The organism is Clostridium sp. MSTE9, from assembly GCF_000277625.1.
Taxonomy (GTDB): domain Bacteria; phylum Bacillota; class Clostridia; order Oscillospirales; family Acutalibacteraceae; genus Faecalispora; species Faecalispora jeddahensis.
In genome coordinates this window covers 1-26,382 of record NZ_AKFU01000003.1, presented here as the reverse complement: position 1 = coordinate 26,382, position 26,382 = coordinate 1, and the positions used below count along the sequence as shown (strand labels likewise).

26 protein-coding genes and 2 other RNA genes are annotated in these 26,382 nt (G+C 48.9%); 18 read left to right on the top strand and 10 right to left on the bottom strand.

Going from position 1 to position 26,382, the window contains the following annotated elements; genetic code table 11:
• Positions 1-541 precede the first annotated feature (541 nt).
• The 12 genes from HMPREF1141_RS00705 (at position 542) to HMPREF1141_RS17435 (ending at position 9,060) form a co-directional block, all read left to right on the top strand.
• Positions 542-739, top strand: coding sequence for a DUF951 domain-containing protein (locus HMPREF1141_RS00705; RefSeq protein ID WP_009059880.1), 198 nt, complete (start codon positions 542-544; stop codon positions 737-739).
• Positions 740-791: 52 nt separating this feature from the next.
• Positions 792-1,874, top strand: a complete 1,083-nt coding sequence (gene prfA, locus HMPREF1141_RS00700; protein WP_009059911.1) for a peptide chain release factor 1 — start codon at positions 792-794, stop codon at positions 1,872-1,874.
• A 13-nt stretch (positions 1,875-1,887) separates the two neighbouring features.
• Positions 1,888-2,922, top strand: coding sequence for an L-threonylcarbamoyladenylate synthase (locus HMPREF1141_RS00695; RefSeq protein WP_009059902.1), 1,035 nt, complete (start codon positions 1,888-1,890; stop codon positions 2,920-2,922).
• Positions 2,915-3,517: a dephospho-CoA kinase gene (gene coaE, locus HMPREF1141_RS00690; RefSeq protein ID WP_009059954.1), complete on the top strand. Its 603-nt coding sequence runs from the start codon at positions 2,915-2,917 to the stop codon at positions 3,515-3,517. Before HMPREF1141_RS00695 ends, coaE begins: the two co-directional genes overlap by 8 nt.
• Entirely contained in the window at positions 3,514-4,116 is a 603-nt protein-coding gene (locus HMPREF1141_RS00685) for a lytic transglycosylase domain-containing protein (RefSeq protein WP_009059915.1), read from the top strand. Before coaE ends, HMPREF1141_RS00685 begins: the two co-directional genes overlap by 4 nt.
• Positions 4,117-4,268: 152 nt before the next feature.
• Positions 4,269-5,753, top strand: coding sequence for an aminopeptidase (locus tag HMPREF1141_RS00680; protein ID WP_009059941.1), 1,485 nt, complete (start codon positions 4,269-4,271; stop codon positions 5,751-5,753).
• Positions 5,754-5,963: 210 nt separating this feature from the next.
• Positions 5,964-6,605, top strand: a complete 642-nt coding sequence (locus tag HMPREF1141_RS00675) for an HAD family phosphatase (RefSeq protein ID WP_009059896.1) — start codon at positions 5,964-5,966, stop codon at positions 6,603-6,605.
• A gap of 90 nt (positions 6,606-6,695) precedes the next feature.
• A complete protein-coding gene (locus HMPREF1141_RS00670; RefSeq protein WP_009059948.1) occupies positions 6,696-6,848 on the top strand; it encodes a hypothetical protein in 153 nt (50 codons plus the stop codon).
• Entirely contained in the window at positions 6,848-7,792 is a 945-nt protein-coding gene (locus tag HMPREF1141_RS00665) for a 3-hydroxyacyl-CoA dehydrogenase family protein (RefSeq protein WP_009059876.1), read from the top strand. Before HMPREF1141_RS00670 ends, HMPREF1141_RS00665 begins: the two co-directional genes overlap by 1 nt.
• Positions 7,793-8,298: 506 nt before the next feature.
• Positions 8,299-8,574 carry a heavy-metal-associated domain-containing protein gene (locus HMPREF1141_RS00660; protein WP_009059923.1) on the top strand — a complete coding sequence of 92 codons (276 nt, stop codon included), beginning with the start codon at positions 8,299-8,301 and terminating at the stop codon, positions 8,572-8,574.
• Between the two features lie 138 nt (positions 8,575-8,712).
• On the top strand, positions 8,713-8,898 hold the full coding sequence (locus tag HMPREF1141_RS00655; protein ID WP_009059913.1) for a hypothetical protein: 186 nt from the start codon (positions 8,713-8,715) through the stop codon (positions 8,896-8,898).
• A 12-nt stretch (positions 8,899-8,910) separates the two neighbouring features.
• Positions 8,911-9,060: a hypothetical protein gene (locus HMPREF1141_RS17435; RefSeq protein WP_009059889.1), complete on the top strand. Its 150-nt coding sequence runs from the start codon at positions 8,911-8,913 to the stop codon at positions 9,058-9,060.
• 83 nt (positions 9,061-9,143) lie between these two features.
• Here HMPREF1141_RS17435 and HMPREF1141_RS00650 read toward each other — a convergent pair whose 3' ends face one another.
• Positions 9,144-11,237, bottom strand: a complete 2,094-nt coding sequence (locus tag HMPREF1141_RS00650) for a sodium-translocating pyrophosphatase (protein WP_009059925.1) — start codon at positions 11,235-11,237, stop codon at positions 9,144-9,146.
• A 447-nt stretch (positions 11,238-11,684) separates the two neighbouring features.
• On the opposite strand from HMPREF1141_RS00650, the gene HMPREF1141_RS17245 reads away from it, so the two are divergent.
• Positions 11,685-11,888: a hypothetical protein gene (locus HMPREF1141_RS17245; protein ID WP_035316335.1), complete on the top strand. Its 204-nt coding sequence runs from the start codon at positions 11,685-11,687 to the stop codon at positions 11,886-11,888.
• A 410-nt stretch (positions 11,889-12,298) separates the two neighbouring features.
• Positions 12,299-13,084: a hypothetical protein gene (locus HMPREF1141_RS00640; protein WP_035316326.1), complete on the top strand. Its 786-nt coding sequence runs from the start codon at positions 12,299-12,301 to the stop codon at positions 13,082-13,084.
• A gap of 200 nt (positions 13,085-13,284) precedes the next feature.
• On the opposite strand, the gene HMPREF1141_RS17635 is transcribed toward HMPREF1141_RS00640, so the two are convergent.
• Entirely contained in the window at positions 13,285-14,196 is a 912-nt protein-coding gene (locus HMPREF1141_RS17635; RefSeq protein ID WP_009059891.1) for a collagen-like protein, read from the bottom strand.
• Between the two features lie 1,670 nt (positions 14,197-15,866).
• On the opposite strand from HMPREF1141_RS17635, the gene HMPREF1141_RS00625 reads away from it, so the two are divergent.
• Positions 15,867-16,274, top strand: a complete 408-nt coding sequence (locus HMPREF1141_RS00625) for a metal-dependent transcriptional regulator (protein ID WP_009059940.1) — start codon at positions 15,867-15,869, stop codon at positions 16,272-16,274.
• A gap of 2 nt (positions 16,275-16,276) precedes the next feature.
• Here the strand turns inward: HMPREF1141_RS00625 and HMPREF1141_RS00620 are convergent, their stop codons facing one another.
• Positions 16,277-16,636 carry a VOC family protein gene (locus HMPREF1141_RS00620; protein WP_009059930.1) on the bottom strand — a complete coding sequence of 120 codons (360 nt, stop codon included), beginning with the start codon at positions 16,634-16,636 and terminating at the stop codon, positions 16,277-16,279.
• A 201-nt stretch (positions 16,637-16,837) separates the two neighbouring features.
• Between HMPREF1141_RS00620 and HMPREF1141_RS00615 the strand changes: the two genes are divergently transcribed.
• Positions 16,838-18,244, top strand: coding sequence for a tellurium resistance protein TerC (locus HMPREF1141_RS00615; protein WP_009059905.1), 1,407 nt, complete (start codon positions 16,838-16,840; stop codon positions 18,242-18,244).
• A 418-nt stretch (positions 18,245-18,662) separates the two neighbouring features.
• On the opposite strand, the gene HMPREF1141_RS16995 is transcribed toward HMPREF1141_RS00615, so the two are convergent.
• A complete protein-coding gene (locus HMPREF1141_RS16995) occupies positions 18,663-18,932 on the bottom strand; it encodes a hypothetical protein (protein ID WP_242824535.1) in 270 nt (89 codons plus the stop codon).
• Positions 18,933-19,561: 629 nt separating this feature from the next.
• Here HMPREF1141_RS16995 and HMPREF1141_RS00610 point away from each other — a divergent pair.
• Entirely contained in the window at positions 19,562-19,786 is a 225-nt protein-coding gene (locus tag HMPREF1141_RS00610; RefSeq protein ID WP_009059939.1) for a CsbD family protein, read from the top strand.
• Between the two features lie 357 nt (positions 19,787-20,143).
• Positions 20,144-21,886 carry a leucine-rich repeat domain-containing protein gene (locus HMPREF1141_RS16785; protein WP_009059908.1) on the top strand — a complete coding sequence of 581 codons (1,743 nt, stop codon included), beginning with the start codon at positions 20,144-20,146 and terminating at the stop codon, positions 21,884-21,886.
• 195 nt (positions 21,887-22,081) lie between these two features.
• Here the strand turns inward: HMPREF1141_RS16785 and ssrA are convergent.
• The 6 genes from ssrA to ffs form a co-directional block, all read right to left on the bottom strand.
• Positions 22,082-22,431: a transfer-messenger RNA gene (ssrA, locus tag HMPREF1141_RS16990) on the bottom strand.
• Between the two features lie 35 nt (positions 22,432-22,466).
• The gene (smpB, locus tag HMPREF1141_RS00600; RefSeq protein ID WP_009059898.1) at positions 22,467-22,937 is read right to left on the bottom strand and encodes an SsrA-binding protein SmpB; all 471 of its coding nucleotides are present in this window, start codon (positions 22,935-22,937) and stop codon (positions 22,467-22,469) included.
• A gap of 17 nt (positions 22,938-22,954) precedes the next feature.
• The gene (recR, locus tag HMPREF1141_RS00595) at positions 22,955-23,554 is read right to left on the bottom strand and encodes a recombination mediator RecR (RefSeq protein ID WP_009059946.1); all 600 of its coding nucleotides are present in this window, start codon (positions 23,552-23,554) and stop codon (positions 22,955-22,957) included.
• Between the two features lie 3 nt (positions 23,555-23,557).
• A complete protein-coding gene (locus HMPREF1141_RS00590; protein WP_009059874.1) occupies positions 23,558-23,908 on the bottom strand; it encodes a YbaB/EbfC family nucleoid-associated protein in 351 nt (116 codons plus the stop codon).
• Between the two features lie 14 nt (positions 23,909-23,922).
• Positions 23,923-25,689, bottom strand: a complete 1,767-nt coding sequence (gene dnaX, locus HMPREF1141_RS00585; RefSeq protein ID WP_009059932.1) for a DNA polymerase III subunit gamma/tau — start codon at positions 25,687-25,689, stop codon at positions 23,923-23,925.
• Between the two features lie 86 nt (positions 25,690-25,775).
• An RNA gene (ffs, locus tag HMPREF1141_RS16985) (signal recognition particle sRNA small type) lies at positions 25,776-25,874 on the bottom strand.
• Between the last annotated feature and the right edge of the window lie 508 nt (positions 25,875-26,382).

Genomic DNA, 26,382 nt, shown 5'->3' with positions numbered 1-26,382 from the left:
GAGTTTTTTGCAATTAGTGCTATAATAACCTCACGGCGCAAGCCAAACGAAGCCAAAGCTTCGGGCGTCCGAGAGAGCATCGAAGTATGAGGACTCTGCTTTAAAGAACTGCATTTTAGGAAAGAGAATAGTCTTATGGTTGTTATCGTGCTATAATATAGAGAGTATTTGAATGTCTCAGCGAGTTTTCTCCTTCCAACATCAGGGGTGTGTTCGGGACAGAATAGGTTGTTTTTCTGTTTTTTGTGATGTGTGTGCAGGCGCGGCCTGCGCAAGCAGAAACCCTACGCGGGGGCACCCGCTGAAAATTATCTCTTTCTATCAAGATAAAAAAAGAAAAGACTTACCCCACCGAGCGGGGCAAACCGACAAAAAAGAAATTCCCCGCAGCAAAGCCGCATGAAAAGATTTTCTTCCTTTTTGAAAATAAAAGAGGGAATGTCTCGGCCTGAGTGGAAAGCCCTATGCAAGCAGAATCCCTGCGGGGATTCTCCGCAAAAGAAAAATTGCTCTGAAATAATGAACTGAGGAGGGATACGGTATGGACGTACGGCCCGGTGATATTTTACAGATGAAAAAGCCGCATCCCTGCGGCAGTAAAGAATTTGTGGTGCTGCGCGCCGGCATGGATTTTAAAATCCGGTGCAGGGGCTGCGGGCATGAGGTAATGGTTCCGCGCCTGAAATGCGAAAAAAACATCAAGAAGATTCTGCGCGAAGAAACGCAGGATACCTTGTAGCTGCCTTGCTGATCACTCTGTTTGATTCCATATTAGGTAAGGTGGTAGCAAAATGTTTGAAAATCTGACCGTGTTTGTCAACCGGCTGGAGGAGCTGAATCAGCGCATGTTTGACCCCGTCGTCGCGGCGGATGCCAAAGGATATGCCGAGCTGATGAAGGAATATAAAAATCTGGAACCGATCGTGGAAAAATACCGCGAATATTTGAAAGCGGTGCAAACGGTGGAGGATTCCACCGAAATGCTCGGCGAGTCCGGCCTTGAGCGCGAGATGAAGGAAATGATCCAGCAGGAGCTGGACGATGCCAAGGATCAGGTGGAGAGAACGGCAGAGGAGCTGAAAATTCTGCTTCTGCCGCGCGACCCGAACGACGAGCGCAATGTGATTATGGAAATCCGTGGCGGCGCGGGCGGCGAGGAAGCAGCGCTGTTTTCGGCGCGGCTGTTCCGCATGTACAGCATGTACGCGACCCGGCGCGGCTGGAAAACCGAGCTTTTGAACGTCAACGAGACCGAGCTGGGCGGGTATAAGGAAATCAGCTTTCAAATTACGGGCGACGGAGCGTATTCGCGCCTGAAATATGAAAGCGGCGTTCACCGGGTACAGCGCGTGCCCGAAACGGAAACGCAGGGCCGCATCCATACCTCTACCGCAACAGTGGCCGTTCTGCCCGAGGTGGACGACGTCGAAATCGAGATCAACCCCACCGATCTGCAGATCGATACCTATAGGGCCAGCGGCGCGGGCGGCCAGCACGTCAACAAGACGGAGTCGGCCATCCGCATTACGCACCTGCCCACGGGCACGGTGGTGGAATGCCAGGATGAACGAAGCCAGTTTAAAAATAAGGACAAGGCCATGAAGGTTCTGCGCTCGCGCCTGTATGAGGCAAAGCAGCGGGAGCAGGACGCACAGGTGGCACAGCAGAGAAAATCCCAGGTTGGCACGGGCGACCGCTCCGAGCGGATCCGCACCTATAATTTCCCGCAGGGGCGGCTGACCGATCACCGGATCGGCCTGACCATTTACCGGCTGGAGGAAATGCTCAGCGGCGATCTCGATGAAGTGATCGACGCGCTGATCACTGCGGACCGTGCCAGACAGCTGGAGGAAACAATCGATCGTCAGGAGTAATCAAAGCAAAGTCATGGAACAGCAAAGTAAAACCCTGCGCCTTTCGGCGGACAGGGCAGAAGAGATACAAACAGCGGGCAATTTGCTCAAAAACGGCGGCCTTGTGGCGATTCCGACCGAAACGGTGTACGGCCTTGCGGCCAACGCGCTCGACGGCCGGGCCGTTGCCGCCATTTTTGCCGCCAAGGGGCGGCCGATGGACAATCCCCTGATCGTCCATATTTCACAGCTCGACCAATGGGCGGCGCTCGTCAGCGAGATTCCGCCGCGTGCGATGGAGCTGGCAAACCGGTTCTGGCCGGGGCCGCTGACCATTATACTGCCGAAGTCGCCGCTCATTCCCGATGAGGTGAGCGCCGGGCAGGCGACGGTTGCGGTGCGTTTTCCATCCCATCCGGTGGCCCGCGCGGTCATCGATGCGGCAGGTGTGCCACTGGCGGCGCCGTCGGCGAATCTGTCCGGCAGCCCGAGCCCGACCGAGGCGCAGCATGTGCTGGCCGATCTCGACGGCAGAATCGACGCCGTTCTGGATGGCGGTCCGTGCCGCGTAGGAGTGGAGTCGACGGTGATCACGCTGGCGCAGGAGGTTCCGCGCCTGCTGCGCCCAGGCGGAATTACGCCGGAGCAGCTTTCGCAGGTGCTGGGCCGGGTCGAGGTGGACCCCGCCGTGATGAATCCGCTGGCAGCGGGAGAAAAAGTTCTTTCCCCAGGTATGAAGTATAAGCATTATTCGCCGAAAGCCAACGTAATTTTGGTAAAGGGAAATCTTTCGGCGTATTCAGAGTATGTCAACAGCCGCGCAGGGGAGGGTGTGTTCGCTCTGTGCTACGACGGCGAGCAGGAAGCGCTGCGCGTGCCCGCGGTCGCCTATGGCGCAAAACAGGACGCCGCCGGGCAGGCCCGGCACCTGTTCGATGCGCTGCGAAAGCTGGACCAGATGGGTGCGAAGGTCGTGTATGCCCGCAGCCCGCAGCCGAAAGGCGTGGGTCTTGCCGTGTATAACCGGCTGATTCGCGCGGCAGGATTCGAGGTGGTAGAGCTTGGCTGAATCTGTGATTATCGGTTTGACCGGCCCGACCGGAGCGGGGAAATCCACCGTGGCGGGTATTTTGGGCGAGCTTGGCTGCGCCGTGATCGACTGCGATCAAACGGCCCGACAGGTGCTTGTCGACTGCGAACCGTGCGTACGGGAGCTGCGGCAGGAATTCGGCGACGATATTGTGGGGGAAAACGGCAGCGTAGACAGAGCGCTTCTGGCGCGCCGCGCCTTTTCCTCTCACGAAAAAACACACCGGCTCAACGAAATCACCCACCCGTGGATTTTGCGGCGGGTGCAGAAGGAAATCGACGAGTGGAAAGCTGCGGGCAAGGAGTTCATCATTGTCGACGCGCCGCTGCTGTTCGAAAGCGGAGCCGAGAAGCTCTGCGATAAAATCCTGGCGGTAATCACGCCGCTGCCCGTCCGGCTGGAACGCATCATCCGGCGGGATAATATCGACCATGAAATGGCTCTATCGCGCATCCGGGCCCAGCAGGAGGATGCCTATTATACGGAGAGATCCGATGCCTGTCTGAGAGGGGATGAAGATCCCGGGGAACTGCGGCGGCAGGCAGCTGCTCTTCTGGAAAGGTGGCGCAGATGAAAATCGTTTCCACGCGGACGAAGCGGGGCGGCAGAGCTAAAAAAATAGTGGGTGCCTCGCTGATTCTGCTTTTTTTAACGGCAGTTGGATATTTTTTTCTGGCAAACGGCTACGAAATTTTTATGAAACGCCAGTATCCGCTGGGGTATCAGGATATCATAGAGAAAGAAGCGGAAAACTATCATCTGGAGCCGGCTTTGGTGTACGCGGTGGTCAAGGCCGAAAGCAATTTCGACCCGGACGCCAAATCCCGCGCGGGAGCCGTGGGGCTGATGCAGATGACGCCCGCAACGTTTGAGTGGCTGCAGACAAAGCTCCCAGAGCAGGACGCCATGGATGAGACCTCGCTGTTAGACCCGGCAACCAACATCAAATACGGCTGCTATCTGCTGTCGATGCTCAGCTCGATTTATTCAGACCGAACGACCGCGCTGTGTGCGTATAATGCCGGAATGGGAACGGTAGACCGCTGGCTTTCTGACCGGTCCGTTTCTCCGGATGGGGTCACGCTGAGTAAAATCCCTTATCCCGAAACTGCGCACTACACCGAGGCCGTGATCAAGAATTATGAAATCTATCAGGAATTATATGATTTTTAGTCCTGTTTCAGATAGATCCCCTGAATTGCAGCAATCCAATGACAAAATAAGCATGTTGCCGAAAAAGGCGATTTCTTCTCCGCCGTGGCGGGAGGAAAATCAATCCCATTTGAAAAGCGATATGGCTTAATATGACGAAGGAGGTTTTTGATATGGCGAAGAAAGAAGAAAAAAAGACGAGCAAAAAAGAAGACGGAAAGCCTGAAAAAAAATCCGCCGCAGAGGAAAAAACTGAGGTGGACCGTCTGCGCGAGGAGCTTTTGATCAACCGCAAGAACGGCTTTTTCTCCGTAACCGACGAGCAGATCAAAGAGGCCGACGAATACTGCGAGGGCTATAAAGAATTTCTAGATCTGTGCAAAACAGAGCGCGAATGCGTAACGTACGCCATCGAAAAGGCTGAAAAACGCGGTTTCCGCGAGCTGGATTCCGACGCGGTGTATCACCCCGGCGATAAGGTGTATTTCAATAACAGGGGCAAATCCATTATTTTGGCGGTAATCGGCAAAAAGGGCTGCCGCGAGGGCGTGCGTATTTCTGCCGCGCACATCGATTCCCCCCGCCTCGATTTAAAGCCCTATCCGCTGTATGAATCCAACGATCTGGCGCTGCTCAAGTCTCACTATTACGGCGGCATCAAGAAGTACCAGTGGACGGCCATTCCGCTCGCGATGCACGGCCGCGTTGTGAAGAAGGACGGCAGCTTCGTCGACGTGCGCATCGGCGAGGAGCCGGGCGAGCCGCAATTCTGCGTGACAGACCTGCTGCCGCATCTGGGCGCCGAGCAGATGTCGAAGCCGCTGGCAAAAGCGATCGAGGGCGAAAACCTGAACATCCTGGTGGGCAGCCGCCCGGTTCGTACAGAAACCGGTAAGGGCGAAAGCCTGTTTAAGCTTAATGTGATGCGCCTGCTCAATGAAAAATATGGGATCACCGAAGAGGACCTTGTTTCCTCCGAAATCGAGTTTGTACCTGCCTGGCACGCGCAGGACATGGGCTTTGACCGCAGCATGATCGGCGCTTACGGCCACGACGACCGCGTGTGCGCCTATCCGGCTTTGATGGCGATCCTCGACTGCAAAACCCCCGAGCATACCGCGATTACCGTTCTGGCGGATAAAGAGGAAGTCGGCAGCGAGGGCAACACCGGCCTGAATTCCTCGTTCCTGCGCTACTTTGTGGAAACGCTGGCCCAGCAGGACGGCGTGGAAGCAAGAGATGTGTTTACCCGTTCTCAGTGCCTGTCGGCGGACGTCTGCGCGGCGTATGATCCCATTTATGCCAGCGCATACGAACCGGCCAACTCCTGCTACCTGAATAACGGCGTTTCCGTGATGAAGTACACCGGCTCGCGCGGCAAGTCCGGCACCTCCGACGCTTCCGCGGAATTTATGGCTCAGGTGCGCAATCTGCTGTTTCAGAACAACGTTCTGTGGCAGACCGGTGAGCTTGGCAAGGTGGATGCGGGCGGCGGCGGAACCGTTGCCATGTTCATCGCAAACCTGAACGTAGACGTTGTAGACGTCGGCGTTCCGGTGCTTTCGATGCATGCACCGCTGGAGGTTACCGCAAAGCTCGATATCCACATGGCATACCGCGGCTTTAAGGCGTTCTTTGAAACACCCATCGGAAAATAACAGTAAACCATCCGGCAATCGGGTGGGGAGGGGCTCCCCTGCTAAGGGAGTCCCTTTTTGCGTTTGGCGCAGAAATCGGGCGAAACAGGGGACTGGCAAATCCAAAAATCCTGTGCTAAAATAGAATTCAAAAGAACCGGTTTCTGTTCGCGTCGAGGCCGGGGGCGGAAATGAAAATCATTGTAGAAAATCAATTTGGGGAGAATGCGTGTGAAGCAATTTCAGGGAGCGGTTTTTGATTTGGACGGGACACTGCTGGATTCCATGGGGGTATGGGAGCAGATCGACCGGGACACCTTGGGCCGCCGGGGAATTCCGGTGCCGGAGGATTATGCGCAGGCGGTGGCTTTGCTTGGCTTTTGGCAGTCGGCGGAGTATACGATTCGCCGGTTCGGGCTGCCCGACACGCCGCAGCAGCTGACGGAGGAATGGCATCAGATGGCGCAGGATGCGTACCGCTTTCGCGTGGAGCTCAAACCCGGGGCCAGGGAGTATCTTTCCCGCCTGCGGGGGCAGGGCGTGCCGCTTTCTGTCGCGACCTCTTCCCATCGTGAGCTGTTTCTTCCCACGCTGGAGCGCCATGGGATTTTAGATTGGTTCGACGCGATCGTCACTGTGTCGGAGGTGAGCCGCGGCAAGGGTTTCCCCGACATTTATGAGGAGGCGGCACGGCGGATGCGGCGTCTGCCGCAGGAATGCGTCGTATTTGAGGATTTGCCGGATGCCCTGCGCGGCGCGCGGGACGGCGGCTTTTACACGGTGGGAGTGTTCGATTCTTACAGCAAGGACGAAGAAATGCGTCTGCGTCAGATGTCGGATCGCTTTATTTATGATTTTCGCGAGCTTCTGTAGCGTTTTTTCCGGCAGCAGGAGTTCCTTTTGCACAGTACGGCAGAAAATTCCCTCCTCCTGTTTTGGCAGAAAAGGGGATTGGATCGGATAATGAAAGCGATCTATAATTCGGCTTTGGTGGAAATCAAACAGCTTAACGATCATTTTGTTGAATCAAGAGCAATTTATCCCCTGCCTTTGGTGGGGGATAAATTGCTGCCTGAAAGCTGTAATGGTTATCGTTTAGAAAGGGTGTGGTTTTGATGCAAACAGAACAGATTCAAAAGGTAGTGATGGCCGGTGCGGGTACCATGGGAACCTCGATGGCGCAGATTTTTGCGGCGCACGGATACGATACGGTGCTCTACAATCACCGGGAGGCAACGCTCCAAAAGGCACGCCGCATGGTCGAGCTGAATCAGGAGGCTTTGGTACTGAGCGGGGAGCTGTCCCAGGCGGAATCGGATGCCGTAAAGGCACGCATTCAGCTGACTTCAGACGAATCCTGCTTTCAGGACTGCGACGTCGTTGTGGAATCGATCGTCGAGAATATGCAAGCAAAGCATCAGCTTTGGCAGAAAATCTCGGACCTTGCGCGCGAGGGTGCGATTCTGACCACAAATACCTCGGGGCTTTCCATTACCGAAATCGCAAAGGCCGTGCAGCGGCCCGAACGCTTTTGCGGCATGCACTGGTTTAACCCGCCGCACCTGGTACCGCTGGTAGAAGTGATCAAAGGGGAGAAAACGGGGGATCAGACGGCCCGCGTTGTGGCCGAGCTGGCAGAGCGAATCGGCAAAAAAGCCGTAACGGTCAAAAAGGATGCCAAGGGATTTATCGGTAACCGCCTGCAGACCGCGATTCTGCGAGAGGCTCTTCATATCGTGCAGTCCGGCATCGCCGACGCGGAGGATGTAGATAAGGCCGTAAAATACGGCATCGGGTTTCGGTATGCCTGCCTTGGCCCGCTCGAAACGGCCGATTTTGGCGGACTGGACATTTTTTATCATGTGGCGGAATATCTGGTGCCGGATTTGTACAGCTCACAAGAGGTGCCCGCTTTGCTGCGGGAAAAGTTTGAAAAGGGCGAGCTGGGTGTGAAAACCGGCAAGGGCTTTTACGATTACAGCGGCGATAAGGGGGAACAGGCGATCCGTGAGCGGGATGAGAAATTCATTCGTCTGTATCATGCACTATACCAGAAATGATGAAATAAGCTTATACAATCCATACCAACTACACCGCCGGTTTCTCCAAAAAGGAGTGTGTAAGCGGAGCGAGCACGAAGCACGAAGTGCTTGCTCCGCTTTTTCTGGCCAGTTGCCGGGTACTGCGGTGTGATTCCTGTCATTAGCTTTGATTCGGCCGCTCTGCTTTTGGGCGGCCGTTCTGGTTTTGCGCAGAGGTTCAAATTTTCTTTACAGTCTCTTCTTAAAACTCTCATTCAAACGCCATATTTCGTACATATCGCTCCGGTACACTGAAATCATCAAAAAACAATCTGTTGTTCCTTTCACATAAGATGTTGTCGGCGTTAAATTGCTTGCACGCTCCTCCTGTGAGGATCACAATACATTTTTCATCTTCCTTTCTGTGGAGCCGCCCTTTTCAAAAGGGCGGTTTTCCATATTGCGGCAGTCATTTCATCTTTAAAAATAGGAGCTTAACAGGCCGCGCGGCAGTCGGTTTTTATCAAGCGTCTGTGCATATCCCAATGGCCAGCGCCGATACTATGGGCGAGGTGATGATTGTGTCAAAACAGAGCGCATATTTTAAAGTGCCGGGGCTTGACGGAAAGCATGAGATCAAAAAAATCAAGCAGGGACTCGACGAAATCCCGGGCGTTTTATCCGTGAGTGCAAATGGCCAAAAGGATCAGGTTGCGGTCGATTACGACAGCAGCGGAACCAATGTATCCGCAATCGAAAAGCATCTGCGCAATATCGGCGTCGATGCCCAGCTGATCAGCAACCAGGATCACATCATGTGATGGATCATCCCGTCTTAAGCTGCTTTTGCAGCCTCAAAAACGCGATAGTGATTCCGCTTTCTTCTGCCGAATCCCTCACTGGCGGGCACGGATAAACTTCATGAATCTGTGCAAGCTAATTTTGAGGTGATAGTTGTGATGGAAAGCGGTACAAACGGTCTGATTTATCCTTTTGCTTTTCGGGATCTTTTCGGGAAGGACTCCGGCCTGGAGAATGTTTTTTTATCCTTGCCGGAGGATGCGCAAAAGGCGATACTCAAGGAAGAAATCCGTTCTGAAGCGGATCTTCAAGATTGTATTGAAAGATATAAACTGAAACAATAGCGAGGAAATCATATGGGACCCAAGAAAAATCAACGGATATGGCCTGCAGACGAAGACAGTGAAAAGCCGATTCCAGAGGATATTTATCCTGTCATCGACACCGATCTGGCACGGGATAATCTGGAAAACAACATTCCCGATGCGGATCTGCAGGATTTATGATTCCGCTTATCCAAAAAAAACAGTATGTATATAAAAACGCACTTCACAAAAGTGAGGTGCGTTTTTTGTGTGCAGGCCCAAGCTTAATGGAACAGGGACAGGGTGAGGAATAAGGTAGACATCAGGGAGGAAACAAGAGAAACTACGGTAATCTGTGTATTAATGGAAGGGCCCGCCGTATCTTTAAAAGGATCGCCTACTGTGTCGCCTACAACAGCAGCTTTATGTGCGCTGCTGCCTTTTCCGCCATTGTGCCCGGATTCGATGAATTTTTTGGAGTTATCCCAAAGCCCGCCGGCGTTGCTCATAAACAGAGCCAGCAGAAGTCCGCTGACGATGTTTCCGGTCAAAAATCCGCCGATGGCTTCCACACCGCCGACAAAGCCGACGATAATGGTAGAAAGAATCGCCATCAGTCCGGCAGGGATCAATTCTTTGAGAGCACCGTGCGTGGCAATTTCAATGCACTTGTCATATTCGGGCTCCACATTGGGGTCTCCTTCTTTCAGGCCGGCGATTTCCCGGAACTGACGGTGGATTTCCGCTATCATTCTTTGCGCGTTGCGGTCAACACCCAGCATCAGCATAGCACTGAATACCGCAGGGATCGATGCGCCGACCAGCATTCCGAAAAAGACCGTGGGATTCATGATGTCGAAGCCGGTAATCGGGACAAATCCGGCGATAGAAGCTCCCGCTTCATTTACTTCGCTGATAAAGGCCCCCAACAGCGCAATGACTGTCAGGCCGGCCGCGCCGATCGCAAAGCCCTTGGTTACCGCTTTTACGGTATTTCCGGCACTGTCCAGCGAATCGGTAATATCGAGGACCTCGTCCCCTAAATCGCCCATTTCAGCCAGTCCGCGGGCGTTGTCAACAATCGGGCCATAGGCATCGTTCGAGATGATCATTCCCACGATGGAGAGCATACCCACTGCCGACATCGCGATTCCAAACATGGGGTAGCCGCCGCCCAGAGGCTCGCAGATTTTGTAAGCGGCCAAAGCGGAAATGCCGATGCCGATCATAGCGGGCAGGGTGCTGATGAATCCATAGGATACGCCGGAAAGAATGGTAAAGGCCGGGCCGGTTTCAGAGGCATTCGCAACCTGATGCACCGGAGGCTTTGTGTCGTCAGTAAAATAGTCGCTGGCGATGCCGATCACGACGCCGACCAGCAGGCCGATGATGCTGGCGCCCCAGATTCTCCATTCCAGATCGAAAAACCAGGTGGCAAGTGCGGTTAAAACAGCAAAGATAGCGGTGGTGACATATGTACTGCTATTTAAGGCTCTGGTCGGATTCCCGTTTTTCCCCATTCTGGCGGTTGCCACGCCGATGATCGAGGCTAACAGGCCGATCGCCGCATAGCAGAATACGGTAGCGGAATTTTGAGAGCCGCCTGCGGCCTTATCCAAAGAAACAGCCATTACCAGCGCCGCGGCCATAGAGGCGACGTTCGAATCAAACAGGTCCGCGCCCATACCGGCAACATCTCCCACGTTATCGCCGACGTTGTCTGCAATGACGGCCGGATTGCGGGGATCATCCTCCGGGATTCCAAGCTCGACTTTGCCCACCAGGTCGGCGCTGATGTCTGCCGTCTTGGTGAAAATACCGCCGCCCGCCTTTGCGAACAGAGCAAGGGAGCTTGCGCCGAAGCTGAAGCCTAACAGGGAAGTGGTGTTGTTCGTCAGAAAGAATACCAAAGAAACGCCGAGCAAAGTGCTGCCGACGACGGCCATGCCCATCACAGCGCCGCCGCGGAATCCGCACATGAAAGAGGGCTGGATTCCCTTTTGTGCCGCTTCGGCTGTCTTTTTGTTGGCAATGGTTGCGATTTGAATCCCGATTTTACCCGCCGCGGCAGAAAATACGGTACCGGCCAGGTAAGAAATCATCATGATGATATTGGGGATTACATTGCCTGTCCAAACAGGGGAAGGAAGAAACAGAAAGATCAGGACAGCCGCCGCCCCGGCGAATTTTGCCAGCACGGTGTATTCTTTTTTTAGGAATGTATTGGCACCGCCGCGAATCAATTCGCCGATTCTGGCGATTTGTACATTCGAGGATGGCTGTCGTTCAACCCATTTATACAGCCACACAGCGAAGAGGAAAGAGCATAAAGATACGATCACAGAAACAGCCAGGAATAGATTTACATTGTTTTTCACAGAATGTCAACTCCTTGCTTTGTTAAAAAAAAATCGAAATTGCCCATATTGTATCACAGTTGGTGTCCGTAAACTATCTTAAAAAAACCTAATTATAAAATTATTAATTGTGTATTTTTCTGATTTTTTTTGAATTATCGAAATATAAACCAAACTTTTCATCAGAATTTTGACATTGCTGCATTTTCCATATTTCTGATCAGAAATATTTTCTGCCCTGTATGTGCGAAAAGATATACCTGAATTTTTGATGTTTATATTTCTTTGAGACAAACAAAAACAGTACAATCCTTTGAAGGATTGTACTGTTTTTTGTTGCCGATTTCAGTGTGGAATTACCTGAAACGCTCCTTACGAAATACCTCAATTGTTGCAATCACAATTATTTCCTTCTCGTTTGTGATGAAAGACGGATGATCTGTGCACACTAAGATCGAGGTGATAAAAATGAATAGTCAATATGATCAGAATGCCGAGATGCCGGCAGGATTGAGAATGGCGCTCACGGGAAATCTGGAAGCGTTGAACAGATTTTCGAATATGTCGCAGTTAGCGCAGGAATCTTTTATTTACGGGGCAAGACAAGTTTCCTCAAAAGAAGAAATGCAGTCATATGTGAACAATCTTGTGGAAGGCTCATATCAGGGATGAGCCTTCCTTTTTTATCATATTTTATCATAAGCCCGCATTTGCTCGTTGCTAGTGTGAGTTTGTATTGTTTCATTTCTAATCTCATTGACAACAATGTCCATCGTGTTACAATTCAAGTAAGGCATTGAAAATAGAAATATTAATATAACGGAGTTAATGAATTAGCCTCCAAATAAATAAATCGAGGAAATAGTTCGTTTTACTATCTACCACAATTTCAGGATCATAATTGTCCGTATTTGCTACCAAAAACGCAGCCATGTGATCCACGGCGCACTTAGGCTGTTGCATGTTAACTCTTCGAAGATGGTAGAAAAGCTTTACGGAAAAAAGGAAACCACCACTCTGCAGCGTTTTTGATGGATACCTACATTCATCTTTTGAAAAATAAATGAAGCGGCGGGGATTTTATGAAACTACCAAAAAGAAAAGAAAGACTAACACAACTTTTAGAAGAGTATCAGATATGGTTTAAGACGATATTATCCTTTGCATTGACTGGCGCTGCTATCGCAGTGAGCATAGCTTCATGTAGTGTAGCAAGTTATCAGAATTACCTTACTGAATTGGCGATGAAAACAACAAATCTTGAAAAGCAACCTTTCTTTTCAATCAATAATAGATACAACCCAGATAACATGGAATATTCATATGAAATCATTAGGAAGGGCGGTGAAATAAGGCAAGCAAACGTTAAGATCGAACCGATTTTACACTTTTTTATCATCCATGAACGGAAAGCTTATCAGGATGAATTTGTTTTATTACATAATTATTATAGTTTCCACAACGGGGAAGACGATGATACCCTAATTGTTTTTAACGATAGAATGGTTAACAACGAGCATTCAAATGAATACTTTCAATCATATATGGGTTACTATAGAAACAATGTTGGAGATTATTATGTTTCAAGAATAATTTATCAGGTAACTGTCGTCTACTATAACTACAAAAACGAGAAGGTAGAAAAGGTTTTTATGCTCAATCGAGCCGCCGAAATGATCATCAAAGAAAATGTATTGTTGTTTATTGATGATGAGCTTTTAGATAAATACGAGCTTGCTTTCAACAAGGGAGTAGTACAGGAGTTTGTCACGCCTAATTATTCAGCAGATGAAATAGTAAAACATATAAAGAGTTTTATTGACGAATATGCGATTCGAAATGGGGCAGTCAATAAGCGGTCAACGTAATAAAAAGCTCGGAATTCGATTGCTTCCGGTCGTCTGGCAACAACCTATAAAGGATAATCAAGTGATAATGTTTGATTCTATATGAGGAATAAAGCAAAATCCGAATCCAATAAAAGGATTCAGATTTTGCTTTATCTGTTTTCAGAAGTATTACCTTACCCACAAATTCAGAATTTTGCCTCATTCATATTCAAGATGATTTAATCACTTAACTGAACAAGAGTTAAAGAGCGGTTTATATAACCTAAAACAGGAAAATCTGTACTAATACTTACGCCTACTTCATCTCCTGCTGTTAGGGAAGCTTGAACGACAAACGTTGAACTGCTTCGATTAGATATCTTAAAGAAAGTAGTAGTGTCACCAAAAATCGGTGTACCATTGACCGTGATAATAGCATTCAGATATGGTTCATCTGGATCTGGATCTGTGGTGGCTTCAGCGTTAATAGATATCGTGATTTGATAAATTCCGCTTTCTCCTGCCACTAATTCATTGCCCGATACACTGACTGTGACAGTATCCGATAAGGGTCCGACCACGCTGAATGGTACGGGTGTGAGTGTTGCCCCAGGTGTCTCAACACTACTTCCTCGTAAAGACCCGAAAGCCAAGACGACTTCTCCGGTGGGGCCAGTGGGACCTTCCGGACCGGTTGGGCCAGTGGGACCTTCCGGACCGGTTGGACCGGTGGGACCTGTCATGCCCGTATCATCTGTTCCCATTACAGCCAGAGAGGCTTTGATTGGGACAACGGTTGAATAATAAATCGTAGCGCTGCTGCTATTCCTCAGTTCTACGGTTACAGGCGCTGCTACCACCTCTATGACGCCAACTCCGACTACTTCACCTGTTTTAATGGGAGAATTACCGATTATGACATCTCCCTGCGATGAAACCAGCGAAAATCCGGCTCCGATGGTCGATACAGAGGATTGTGTGGCTACCCACCAATCAAATTCATATGTGCCTGCTTCTTGTATTGTGATAACGCCAGTGGCATTGTTGTAACTGATATTCCCAACAGAAATCAGTGTTGAATCAAAGATGACGTTTGTGTTAGATTCAACGGTTCCCGTTGTTAAGCGTTCAACCTGCAATGATATACTCATAAAGGTACCCTCCTATGAATCATTTTATGTTGCCAAGCTGGATTCGTGTATAGCATCTTAGTGAGCGTTCAGATTAGAACATTATTATGGTCACATACTTTGGGAAAGGAATACTTTTATGACAAAGCGCGATTACTACCGTGACGTCTACTTTCTAAAAAAGGAAGCTAAGCGGCTACAAATTGAAGATGACAGCTTCTGAAAGAGCAGGCATTCTGTCGCTCTGCTCCTTTCCAAACTCATCCCAGGCTTACCCACAATAACGTATTTGTGGGATCATTCCTCCCGATCAAGAAGGAAGAATTCAAAAACATTCCTAAACAATAAAGGCGGAATGAATGAAGAAGGTACAAAATATAGATTTCTTTTTCTACAGTGATCGGTCCATATAGGCAGCTCGAATTCAAGACACCCTATCCGGCTCAAATCGAATCAAAAATTAACCTTCTGCGGTGAATAAGGATCTTCTGTTACAGGTGTGGGTGAATCTTCTGCACAAGCCATAGACAGCAGTCTAAAAATCACTCTGCCTGTGGAGACAGCTATCGTCACCGTATCTGATAGCAGTGTAAGGATCACTCTCGATAATCAGATGCACATTTTCGAGCGATTTTATAAGACGGACAAAGCCCGTGACCATGCTTCGGTGGAAATGTACTTGGATTGCCACTGGTAAAAAATTATAGAGCTGTATGGGGTACATCACAGCAGATAGTAAATTGGGGACAGGCTTGTTTTCAGCGTGCCTTTACCGATCAAAAAATGATTAGTGCGTTTACATTGTGTTTAACTACAATTTAACCTCTGTTTAATTTGCGGCTGTAAAATGCAATCATCAAATGAAACGCAGGCTTTTTTGTGCAGTCAATTGTAAATGTAAGGCCTTGTAAAAAAACATAATAAGACAAAGGAAGCGGCGGATAATGGGATCGATTCCACGGTGAACAAGAAGAAATTTTTCACCTTTCTTGGCCCGAACGGAGCGGGAAAACTACGGTTATATCCAATCCAGACCACTATTTTCTGCAAAATCAGCGGTGAGGTTAACATCGCGGGCTATGATGTATAAAGGGAAGCGAAACATGTGCGTGAGAAAGTAGGGGCTCTATTCCAGCACCCCAGCCTTGACATGCAGCTTACCGCAGAAGAAAACATTTGCTTTCAATCCATGTCTGCATGGGATGTACAGCTATAGTCCGGCCTTTTGGATAGTGCCAGCCGATTGTCGTAGGCGAGTGAATGAGCTGGTTGAAATCATTGGAATACAGGATGCTCTGTCTGGGACGATTAAGAAGCTATCCGGCGGCATACAGAGCAAGCTGAAGATTATCCGTTGATTCACACATCGAAAATTCTCTTTCTCGACCAGCCGGCGCAAGGCTTGAATGCAATAAGCCGCAGAAACCTGTGGAAATAGATCGACGTGTTCGGCGTGAATTTGGAACGGCAGTATGCGCAGTCGTATATGTCGGAGTACCAGAATAGACAGGGTTACATTGTTTAACCCGGTCATAAATTGTGCCGCCATTGCCGCACTGAGGGTGGTTTGCCTGATTATCGGTTGTTACCTCTTTGCAAGCTTGGAAAAGAAAGGTGACTCACACCGTCTGGTGGATTCGCCCTCGCTTGGAAGGCGATCGCCAGCATAACGTAAAGGGAGGTGAAGGAGTATGAACCAGCTTACAAAATCGCAGGAAAACTACATAAAAATCATATATGAGCTTTCTTTGCATGAAGGCGCAGTTCATATATCCGATATTGCTGCCAACCTCGAAGTATCAAAGGCCAGCGCCAGTGTAGCCGCAAAGTCACTGGAAGAGAAAGGGCTTGTATGGCGGGATGCTGGTCGGCTGGTTTACCTTACCCATAAGGGCCAAAAGCAGGCAATGTCCGTTTTAGACAAATTTTGGATCATCAATGACTTTCTGATCAACGAGCTTCAGGTTGATTCCAATACTGCATATCTGGATGCCCATGCACTGGAACATGTGGTAAGTGAGGAAACGATATGTGCTTTGCGTCGGTTTCTGGACGAACAAAAAAGCCCGGATGCAAACGATATGCTCCGGGCCGAGTAATCTTAAATTTTTTGTCTTAGCTGTACGGATACTCCATCGGGATCATAGACATAAAAATATCGACTTTGGGCATCGGGATTTCGAATATCCGAAGGATTTAGTCCTTTGCTCTGTGCAAGTTCATGCATCGCGTCCAACTTATCCGTTACAAAGCATATGAAAAAACCTTTGCCTTCAAATTTCTGCATCTGCGGTGCATAGACTAATTCAATTTCCGTTTCCCCATTTCCATTTGACAAAAAGGCCAGTTCTGCAGGCCCGTCTTTAAAACGGCGAGAAATTGTCAGCTCCGTGATTGTCTCATAAAATTCAATAGATTCCTCAAGGTTTTTGACCATCAAAGTCAGTTGTCTGAAATACATAATCATACCTCCCTTTTGTTACATAATAGAACAAATTTACAGATTATTCTACGACAACAATGTAAACAGAATTTAAATTCATTCCATATAACCATCTGAACATTTTGTAATTGGCTTTAGCAGTTGGAATATTTCTCTTGACTCGTTATGGTATGAGATCAATTTTCATATCAATTAATAAGTGGAGGAGTAGGTGAAAAAATGTCAGTATTGATCCAAATATTTTTAACGTATCTGCTGCTTGCCTGCGATAACGTGGTCATTATCGCGAGTGCGACAAAGAGCTTACAACCCAGACGGTCAAATCTTTTGCGCCTTTTAGGTATTTGTCTGGCACCACTGCTGGTGCTATTATTTATATGGCTAACAAGTTTTTTGTTAAATATGTCATGGATGCATATCCGTATCCTTGGAGGCGTATTGCTGATCTATGTTAATTATAATATGTTACGCCACATTGATAATAACGAAGGAAGAACCGTTAAAAATGAAGGGATAGCGGTGGCACTCCTGTCTATCCTTGCCGCTAATATTACCTTGAGTTTGGAAAGCAGTATATCTATTTTATCTATTGTTACCAAGAATGGAGCGTTGTTAGGAGGAAAAGAAGTAGGGCAAATTGTCATCGCGCTCTTAATCAGTCTGCCTATCCTTTTATTGTTCGGCAAAACCGTATCAAAGTTGATGGACAAATACAAAATAATTACTTATTTATGTTCCGGATACTTGGTGTTCATGGCCCTGCAAATGATTTTTGACGATGAATCTGTTCGGATATTTTTTCATTCCATAAATTTTACTTTAACGACACTTACCGCTGTGCTAATTGGGATATTGGTTATTGCCGCAAGCGTATTCACACGCTCCCCAAAGCCTTTTGGTTCCCCGAAGCGGCGGAAAAATCTGGTTATTCTTGGGTTTGCGACTGTGGCATACGCAATGTTTACTATTATAAGAATAACTTACCTAAGCACCGATCCCATCATTGACGGTACAAAGTTTTATGCGGAGCAAATGCTTGGCTTTGCTCCTTGCGGCGCAAACGCGATTTACACGCTTTCTACTCCACCGCATCTGCTTTCAGTTTTTATGATTTTCCTGTCTGGTATTCTTTTGGGAGACTCAGCCTCCGAACGGCTGTCACTCAGGCAATACATACGCCGGTTCAAACAGTCTGTTATTTGCATGCTGCTGCTGATAACTTTTTATGTACTGTTTTGTACAGTCGGCCTGACCAATACTTTAGGATTTGGCTCTTTCAATCCATGGAGCCTTGTAAATTTCTTGCTGCAGGTTATTGTACTGATAATCTATATGTCCATTTTCTTTTTCATACGGTCTTTCAGCAAAATCAAAGCCGCAGGCACATTCGGCTGCCTGTTGTTTCTCTTATTAGAAAGCATGTTCACCGAGATTTTTTGGCATATAAAGCCGTTACAATTTCTCTTGATCTTTCTGCCGGATTACTATGCTCATACGTTACAAGGCCAGATCACAGGTGTTATAATACCAATTCAATTGTTGTTAGTCGGTTTTTCAACAATTCTCGGAACCTTATGGGCAGGTCACTTCTTCTTTGACAGAGTCAGGAGTGACAATCTGCCATGAATGACTTTTTGACGTTCTTCTTAATTGAATTTTTTCAAGGAAAATGAACGTCATCTTAGGGGGTAGCACTTCTTCACGATTCCTTCGAACCTTTTCACGAAAGCCAGAAATATCGCACAGACCGATTGCGTCTTTTCACGATAGAGGTTTCAAAAGACTGCCCTGAAAGGCGCCCGGATTTCTGCCCCAAAATGCAAAAAGGCCCAGTGTTACCGGGCTTTTTTCGTGCGTCAACATTGTATCAATAATCAGCGTCTTAATATGGTAGAGATGACCTGTGTGTAATCTTACCGTTTACGGCCAGCAGAAAGGAAGTGCTGTCGGCGTAGTAAAACGATCCTCATTGATGGCCGGGAGATCAAGCAAGCGTTTGTCCAGCCCAAATGGTCACACTTCGTCAGTATAGTCAAGGTGGATTTTATGACAAGGCTTTGAAAAGCGCTAGTACAACACAAAACGCGCCGGTGCAATCACCCAGATCAGGACATTCCTGCAACGTCTGCCAAAGAGCTTCACCGGGTTTGATGCCATATTTCTTTGCCTGCTCATTTTGGGTCAATATTATCCCGTGCCGCTGCTCTGGGCCGCCGCCTAAAAAAAACCGGCTTATCAAGATTTCTGGCCGGTGCAGGTACTCCGCAGACGCATAAAAGCTGTTGCAATCCGAATGCAATATGATTCGATCCACATCTCTCACACCAAACACAGGTATTTAGGTATATTTATTATAATAAGGTAAAGTTTAAGAGATAGTGGGGCTAGTAGATGAATCAATTCAAAGATAATCTTAAACTCGCCATGAAATCAGCCAGTGTGATGTAAAGTGAGCCTGCTAATTGAATCAATTGCAATAAAAATATCTTAGCTACCTATTTATACGGTACGGTAACCCCCAGAAGTCAAAAGATGTACGAACTCGCAACGGCGCTGAATGTAGATATGGACTGGTTGTCTGGTGTATATAGTGTTCAAGGAAGCTGCGAGAGATTTCCAGAATCAGACATGGATCAATTCTCAGCCCGACTATCTTAATGTTCTTAATAAAAGAGATATCACCCCAGAGCAATTAGCAAAAATGAGCAACATTGAAGCAAGTTCCATTCGGAAATATTTAAGTGGTAATTCTTTTAAATATAGCTTATATATGGCAAGTGAGCATATATGAATGGGTAAAAGTCCGGTTGTGTAATGGTACATTGCAGACCACAAATGCTTTTCAAGTAAACTGTATTTTTGAAGAAATAGTTGGACGATGATAGAAATTTATGTTATATATAAATAAAGTATAATTAAGCCCCATCAAAGGAGGAATAAAAAATGAGCAACGAGATCGAAAAAAATGTGGACAAGATAGTTGGTAAGGTAAAAGAGGTTGCTGGGCAGGTTGTCAATTCCGAAGAGTTGGAGCTAAAGGGAAAACTGCAGGGCTTAAAAGGCGAAGCAGCCGAGGTTGGGGAAAAGGTAAAAGAAAAGATTGCTGAAAAGGCTAATGATCTGATTGACGCAATTCAGGAAAAGAAAGAGGATAGTAAAGAAAACTGAACAATCAGAATATAAAACAAAAAAATCCCCCGTAACTGAATTTACTCCAGTTACGGGGGATTGTCATATCAAGGTATAAATAAGCAGGGGCAGGATAATTCAAATATCTGGCCCCAAACGCATAAACTCGTCCATTTACTACAGTTGTACTGACAAGACAAATTATTTCCATAATCAAAAATAGTATCAACAAAAGGGGAATATGTCCTATAAGGCTGCACAATGCACTCTCTTTATATGGGATATAATGGATTTGAAATTCCTAACATTTATCCGATATAATTATTTACGCTAGGACTCAATTCAGCCTTCCTGAATTTGTGGTTTTTGTGCAATTACATACATTGAGGAGAAATTATGAAAAGTGTGGTAAGATTTATCTCATCTTTATTAAGCCTGGTATTATTATGTACCTTCATCGTACTTCCAGTATCTGCGGAAAAAACGGATCCCTTTCGGATTGAAAATGGAGTTTTAATTCAGTATACGGGAAAGGAAGAGATTGTAACGGTTCCTGATGGAGTTACTTCCATAGGCAGGAATGTATTTATGTCTCAACTCCAAATCAAAAAAGTGATCCTTCCAGAAGGATTGACTACCATTGGAGAAGGCGCTTTTCAGTACTGTAAAAATCTTTCAGAAATAAACCTTCCAAACGGCATAACAAAAATTGGAAAAGGGGCATTCTCCGACTGCACTGTCTTGACCGGTATTGTGATTCCCAAAGGTATCACAGAGATTGAAGAGGACACATTCAGCTATTGCATCAACTTAAAAGATGTGACGCTTCCCAATAGCGTCAAAAAGATCGGTGTTAGCGCGTTTAAATGGTGCGAAAGCCTGACTCAAATCAATTTGCCCGAAGGCCTGGTGGAATTGGGCGACTACTCCTTCATGGGCTGCAGAAAATTAAACAACGTTATTATGCCCGACAGCGTTACGGTATTAGGAATGTCTGTTTTTAACGACTGCAACAGTTTGTCTAAGATCACTCTCTCGAAAAACATTACCCGAATTGAGGGAGGAATGTTCACCGCAACAGCCTTTACTTCGTTTGCTGTACCAAATTATATTACCAGCATCGGCGGCAGTGCGTTTGCTTACTGTTCCGAGTTAAAAAGCATTACCATCCCCGACAGCGTCACCAGCATGGGAGACTATTTGTTTCAACACAATAGCAAGCTGGAAACTGTCGTTATCGCGGACAGCGTAACGAGAATTGGAGATGAGTTTTTTTCTGAGTGCAGCAGTTTGAAGACAGTAAAACTGCCAAAAAAATTATCTTATCTTGGCAAAAAAGCTTTCTACTCCTGTGATAATCTTGAGAGCGTGATTATTCCGGAGGGGATTACCAGTATTCAGGAAAGCACTTTTTCAGGATCCTCTCGTTTGAAATATGTCAGCATTCCCGACGGTGTTACAACCATTGAAAGCTTTGCCTTTTATGATTGCACCAGTCTGACCCGCCTATCAATTCCCGGCAGCGTCACATCAATCAAACAATATTCTTTTACAAACTGCTCCAGCTTGGTCAATCTGGAAATTCCCAATAGTGTTTTCTCTCTGGGGTATAATTTTCTGGGGGACTGCAAAAATTTAAAAAATCTGTTTGTTCCGGACAGTGTTGTGAGCATTGATGAGTCAAATAGTTTTAAGGGATTATCTAAGCTTACAATTAGCGGGTATGAACACAGTAAGATTCAAAGCTTTTCCGCCGCAAAGAAAATCCCATTCCGTTCCCTTGGTACTTCCCCGGGAAAAATAAAATACAACGGAAAAGACTATCAGGGATCGGTTATGGTAGATACCAAAACATATCAAATGCAGCCTCAAAATATCTATGATATTGGGGTAAGGCCGGCGGGCTATGGACATATGCGTACCATTAAAGTGGTATCTTCTCGCGACGGAATTGCCACTGTAAAAAAACTGCCCAGTGGAAACTACAGGGTAACCGGAGTAAAACCGGGAACGAGCTATATTATGATCACCGTATATCAAGACGAAAAGGAGATTACGCACGCTTCTGTCAAAGTAACGGTAGAAAAAGGAGTAAAAGCGCAGGGAACTGCCACAAGAAACACCAGTTATTTTAATTAACTAGAGAGACCCCTCGGACATTATGATATTTTCTGCTTATTATCAAAATTATCGAGACATCATAAAAAATAAGAGCGGCACACCGGAAAATCATTTCAGTGCGCCGCTTCATTGTTTTATTCGGTTTTTTCGACCTTCCCCTATTACAGCACAAATCCGCATCAGCCCAAGAGCCAATGCGGATAGTGATAAGGTTGGTGGAGATGAGGAGAATCGAACTCCTGTCCGAAGACCGCCTACCAAAGCTTTCTACGAGTGTAGCCGGTGTTTTAACGTTCCCTCCGCACAGCGCCCGTCGGCAGGCTCTGTGCATCAGTAGCCTTTAAGCCATGACCGGGTTAAAGGCGTAGCCCGGTTCATGTTCACCGCTAAATGACGCCCTTATCCGGGCCGCGGTACTCCCGGTAAGAACGAGCAGCCTAAATTAGGCTGCTAATGCAACTTTATTGTTGTCGTTTAATTTTAAGTTTGCGGATTTTATAGCGGTTCCGCACCGCTACTCGCTTACTTAGGCTCACAACCCCCGTCGAAACCATTGCATCCCCATATTAAAAATATAGATACAGGCTTCTTTCAGATATTATGCCCTGTTTTTGTCTTTCATTGCGCGCTCGATGTCGCGCTTCGCGGCTTTTGCCGCAAGATCCTGCCGTTTGTCGTATTGCTTTTTACCCTTGCAAAGACCGACCTGTACCTTGACCATGGAACCCTTAAAATACAGCGACAGCGGAATCAGGGAGTAGCCGTCCTGCTTGACAAGGCCGAACAGCCGCATGATTTCGCGCTTGTGCATCAACAGGCGGCGCACGCGCAAGGGGTCTTTGTTGAAGATATTGCCCTGCTCATATGGGCTGATGTGCATGCCGTTGAGAAGAAGCTCGCCGTTTACCACCGAGCACCACGCGTCCTTCAGGTTGGCGCGCCCTTGGCGCAGGGATTTGACCTCGGTGCCGGCCAGCTCGATACCGGCCTCCATGCTTTCTTCCACAAAATAGTCGTGAAAGGCTTTTTTGTTTTGAGCGATTGTTTTGGTTGCAAGCTTTTCGGCCATACAAAAAAGCCTCCGTTCTAAATTTCTCTTCGGCCCTCCATCGCGCGGGTCAGGGTCACCTCATCGGCATATTCCAGATCGCCGCCGACAGGAATGCCATAAGCCAGGCGTGTCACCGTGATGCCCATGGGCTTGAGCAGGCGCGACAGATACATCGCTGTGGCCTCGCCCTCTACCGTGGGATTGGTGGCCATGATGATCTCCTTGACCTCGTCGTTCATGCGGGCCAGCAGCTCCTTGATGCAGAGCTGATCAGGGCCCACGCCGTTCAAGGGGGAGATCGCGCCGTGAAGTACATGGTAAAGGCCCTTGTATTCGTTGGTGCGCTCGAGCGCGAACACGTCGCGCGGGTCTTCCACCACGCAGATGATCGAGCGGTCACGGCCGGCGCTGCGGCAGACCGGGCAAAGCTCCTGATCCGTTAGGTTGCAGCACTCTTTGCAGTAATGGATTTTCTCGTGGGCCTCCCGGATGGCTCCGGTGAATTGCTCCGTTTCCTCTTTAGAGAGCCCAAGAACATAATAAGCAAGGCGCTGGGCGCTTTTATGGCCGATGCCGGGCAGGCGTTCAAACTGCTCGATCAGCCGCGCCAAGGGCGCCACATAATAGGCGGACATAGATCAAAAGATCCCGGGTACGTTCAGGCCGCCCGAAAGGGCCTCCATCCGCTCGCTCTTGTCGGCAGCGGCGGTGCGCAGCGCTTCGTTTGTTGCGGCCAGAATCAGGTCGGAAAGCATCTCCACATCCTCGGGGTCCACGACCTCGGGTTTAATGGTGATAGATTTCAGCTCCATTTTGCCGGTGGCGACAACCTCTACGGCGTTTCCGCCGGAGGTAGCGGTGTACTCTTTGGTCTCCAGCTCGGTGGTGGTCTTGTCCATTTCCTCCTGCAGCTTCTGGGCCTGCCGTGCCAGCTGCTGTAAATTGGCGGCGCCGCCTTTGCCGTAGCCTTCCGGTAATCTTGCTTTCATGTCGAAACCTCCCGTTATTGTTGAATCACTGGGATTCCCGCCGCCGCGGCGCTTTCCGCCAGGGCTTTGAGCGGGTCCTGTTCTTTTGTCTGTTCTGTCTGGGGCTTTTTGTATGGCCCCAGTTTATAGGTACGTCCCGTTACCTGCTTGATGGCGTCGCGCATTTTATCCCGCTGAGCGGGGCGGCGAAGCAGCTCAAGAGCGGTGGGGCTGGGTGCGTCGATCAAAACGTATTCTCCGCTCACATAGGCGGTGGATCCTGCGAACGAAGCGGCGACGACCCGCGAATAATCCTTCATCGTCTGCAGAATTTCCGGCCATACATCCAGCGGCCGGGCCGAATCCTGCAGCTCCTCGAGCGCATTGGATGTGCCGGATTCCCTTACAGCCTGCGAAACGGCGGGCTGTTTTGAGGCTTCCTCAGACACCGGCTCTTCGGGAACAGAGGGCAGTGTGGGAACAGCCGGTTCATACGGATCAGGCGGCGGTTCCTCCATCCATGGAGGTACGTCGTCCGGTTCCTGACGCTGCACCGTGGGTGCGGGGGAAACAGAAGGAGCAGGAGCCGCCACGGCAACGGGCGCAGGTTCCGGTATGCGGTGGACCTGCGGTTCCGGTGGTGCCGTCTGCACCGCGGGGGCAACGCCCTTTCTCTCAAGCGCGGCAATCCGCCGTACCAGCGCGTCCGTGCCGGAATCCAGCTCGGGCGAGCAAAGGCGCAGAACCGCCATTTCCATTTCAATCCGCCGGTTGCCACCCCGGTACATCCGCTCCAATGCGTCCTGCATCGTATCCAGACAATGCAGAATCACCGGCAGAGAGGTGGGGAGGGCCCGTGCGGACATGGCTTGATATTCTTCTTCCGGAACCGCCAGAATATCCCTGGCGTCCTTCATGGTTTTCAGCAGCATCAGCCCGCGGAAATAACCCGAAAGCTCTTCGCACAGCCGCGCCATGTCCTTTGACGCAGTATACAGCTCGTCGATCGCCAGCAGCGCTGTGGCTGCGTCTTTTCCGGTAATGGCGTCCGCCAGCCGGAACAAATGCTCCCGTCCCGCCAGTCCGGCGGTCTGGGTGACGATGTCCACCGTGACGTCGCGGCTGCGCCCCAGGCACTGATCGAGCAGCGAGAGTGCGTCGCGCAAGGCGCCGTCGGCCAGTCTGGCCAGCAGCAGCGCCGCCTGCGGCTCAATGCTGGCATTTTCCTCGCCGGCAATGTAGGTGAGGCGGTCCGCAATATCCGCCGGTGCGATCCTGCGGAAATCAAACCGCTGGCAGCGGGATAAGATCGTTGCGGGAAGCTTATGCACTTCGGTAGTGGCCAGGATAAAGATCACGTGCTCCGGCGGTTCCTCCAGCGTTTTCAGCAGGGCGTTGAACGCGCCGATCGAAAGCATGTGGACTTCATCGATAATGTATACACGGTATTTTGCGGCGGCGGGCGTAAAATTCGCTTCTTCGCGCAGGGTGCGGATATTCTCTACACCGTTGTTGCTGGCGGCGTCGATCTCCACCACATCCATCACGGAGCCGTTGTCGAGCCCGCGGCAGATTTCGCATTCTCCGCACGGGTCGCCGTTCTGAGGATTCAGGCAATTGACCGCCTTGGCCAGAATTTTGGCGCAGGTGGTTTTGCCGGTTCCCCTTGAGCCGGTGAACAGATACGCGTGGGCCAGCCTGCCGGAGAGCAGCTCATTCTTTAAAGTGGACGTAACCTGAGGCTGCCCTACGACATCTGAAAACTGCCGGGGCCGCCATTTACGGTATAAAACCTGATACATCGGAATGTGTCCACCTGCCTTTGCGTGAATAAACCGAAAGCAAGACAGTTCGCCAAAATGACGACACATGCAATAGGATATGCGGACGAACAGACACAACCTGCATCGCACCGGCCAATCCGCTTAATGCTGCTCGGTTCCCCGCCTGACATGGTTCACGGCGGCCAGCCGTACAGAGCCCGCCCGCCCGCATATCCTATTGCACGCAATTCTGCCTTGCTTTTTCATAAGCTAACTAAAATAGTATAAACGATTTTTGAAAAAAAAACAACACTTTTCTGCGATTTGCCGCGGGGAGCGTTCAATTTTTCGCTTCCATTTTATCAGTTGGACGAAAAAAATGCAACCGGAAATGTCTGCTTTGTGGTATAATAACCGCAAACGACTGTAATACCGCCTAATGGATAGCAGCGCTGTGTGCCCATGGATTACCACCAATTCGCACCGGGGTCTTTTTACTTTCTGGCAGAGAGGTCATATCCGCGGCAGAATGAGCTGTTTTTCTGCGGGATTTCCCGCGATGTGCGTGCAGGCTCAGCCTGTCTGCTGGCACAGGGCATGCTTCTTCGTTGATTTTATGTGTTTCGATTTATCTTTGATGAAAGAACCGAATTCTTTTCTTTGCGGCTATACCGCGGGGTTTCTGCTTGCGCGGGCCTGCCCCTCATGCCGGGGCGGGCACTTACTTTCGTG

Coding starts and splice junctions, on each gene's coding strand:
- HMPREF1141_RS00590 (WP_009059874.1), bottom strand. CDS start 23,908: ATGAAAGCAAGATTACCGGAAGGCTACGGCAAAGGCGGCGCCGCCAAT.
- HMPREF1141_RS00640 (WP_035316326.1), top strand. CDS start 12,299: ATGAAACTACCAAAAAGAAAAGAAAGACTAACACAACTTTTAGAAGAG.
- HMPREF1141_RS16785 (WP_009059908.1), top strand. CDS start 20,144: ATGAAAAGTGTGGTAAGATTTATCTCATCTTTATTAAGCCTGGTATTA.
- HMPREF1141_RS00695 (WP_009059902.1), top strand. CDS start 1,888: ATGGAACAGCAAAGTAAAACCCTGCGCCTTTCGGCGGACAGGGCAGAA.
- HMPREF1141_RS00620 (WP_009059930.1), bottom strand. CDS start 16,636: ATGTATTTCAGACAACTGACTTTGATGGTCAAAAACCTTGAGGAATCT.
- HMPREF1141_RS00660 (WP_009059923.1), top strand. CDS start 8,299: ATGGCCAGCGCCGATACTATGGGCGAGGTGATGATTGTGTCAAAACAG.
- HMPREF1141_RS00665 (WP_009059876.1), top strand. CDS start 6,848: ATGCAAACAGAACAGATTCAAAAGGTAGTGATGGCCGGTGCGGGTACC.
- HMPREF1141_RS00615 (WP_009059905.1), top strand. CDS start 16,838: ATGTCAGTATTGATCCAAATATTTTTAACGTATCTGCTGCTTGCCTGC.
- HMPREF1141_RS00625 (WP_009059940.1), top strand. CDS start 15,867: ATGAACCAGCTTACAAAATCGCAGGAAAACTACATAAAAATCATATAT.
- smpB (WP_009059898.1), bottom strand. CDS start 22,937: ATGGCCGAAAAGCTTGCAACCAAAACAATCGCTCAAAACAAAAAAGCC.
- HMPREF1141_RS17635 (WP_009059891.1), bottom strand. CDS start 14,196: ATGAGTATATCATTGCAGGTTGAACGCTTAACAACGGGAACCGTTGAA.
- HMPREF1141_RS00670 (WP_009059948.1), top strand. CDS start 6,696: ATGAAAGCGATCTATAATTCGGCTTTGGTGGAAATCAAACAGCTTAAC.
- dnaX (WP_009059932.1), bottom strand. CDS start 25,689: ATGTATCAGGTTTTATACCGTAAATGGCGGCCCCGGCAGTTTTCAGAT.
- HMPREF1141_RS00655 (WP_009059913.1), top strand. CDS start 8,713: ATGGAAAGCGGTACAAACGGTCTGATTTATCCTTTTGCTTTTCGGGAT.
- HMPREF1141_RS00610 (WP_009059939.1), top strand. CDS start 19,562: ATGAGCAACGAGATCGAAAAAAATGTGGACAAGATAGTTGGTAAGGTA.
- HMPREF1141_RS17245 (WP_035316335.1), top strand. CDS start 11,685: ATGAATAGTCAATATGATCAGAATGCCGAGATGCCGGCAGGATTGAGA.
- HMPREF1141_RS17435 (WP_009059889.1), top strand. CDS start 8,911: ATGGGACCCAAGAAAAATCAACGGATATGGCCTGCAGACGAAGACAGT.
- HMPREF1141_RS00680 (WP_009059941.1), top strand. CDS start 4,269: ATGGCGAAGAAAGAAGAAAAAAAGACGAGCAAAAAAGAAGACGGAAAG.
- recR (WP_009059946.1), bottom strand. CDS start 23,554: ATGTCCGCCTATTATGTGGCGCCCTTGGCGCGGCTGATCGAGCAGTTT.
- HMPREF1141_RS00685 (WP_009059915.1), top strand. CDS start 3,514: ATGAAAATCGTTTCCACGCGGACGAAGCGGGGCGGCAGAGCTAAAAAA.
- prfA (WP_009059911.1), top strand. CDS start 792: ATGTTTGAAAATCTGACCGTGTTTGTCAACCGGCTGGAGGAGCTGAAT.
- HMPREF1141_RS00705 (WP_009059880.1), top strand. CDS start 542: ATGGACGTACGGCCCGGTGATATTTTACAGATGAAAAAGCCGCATCCC.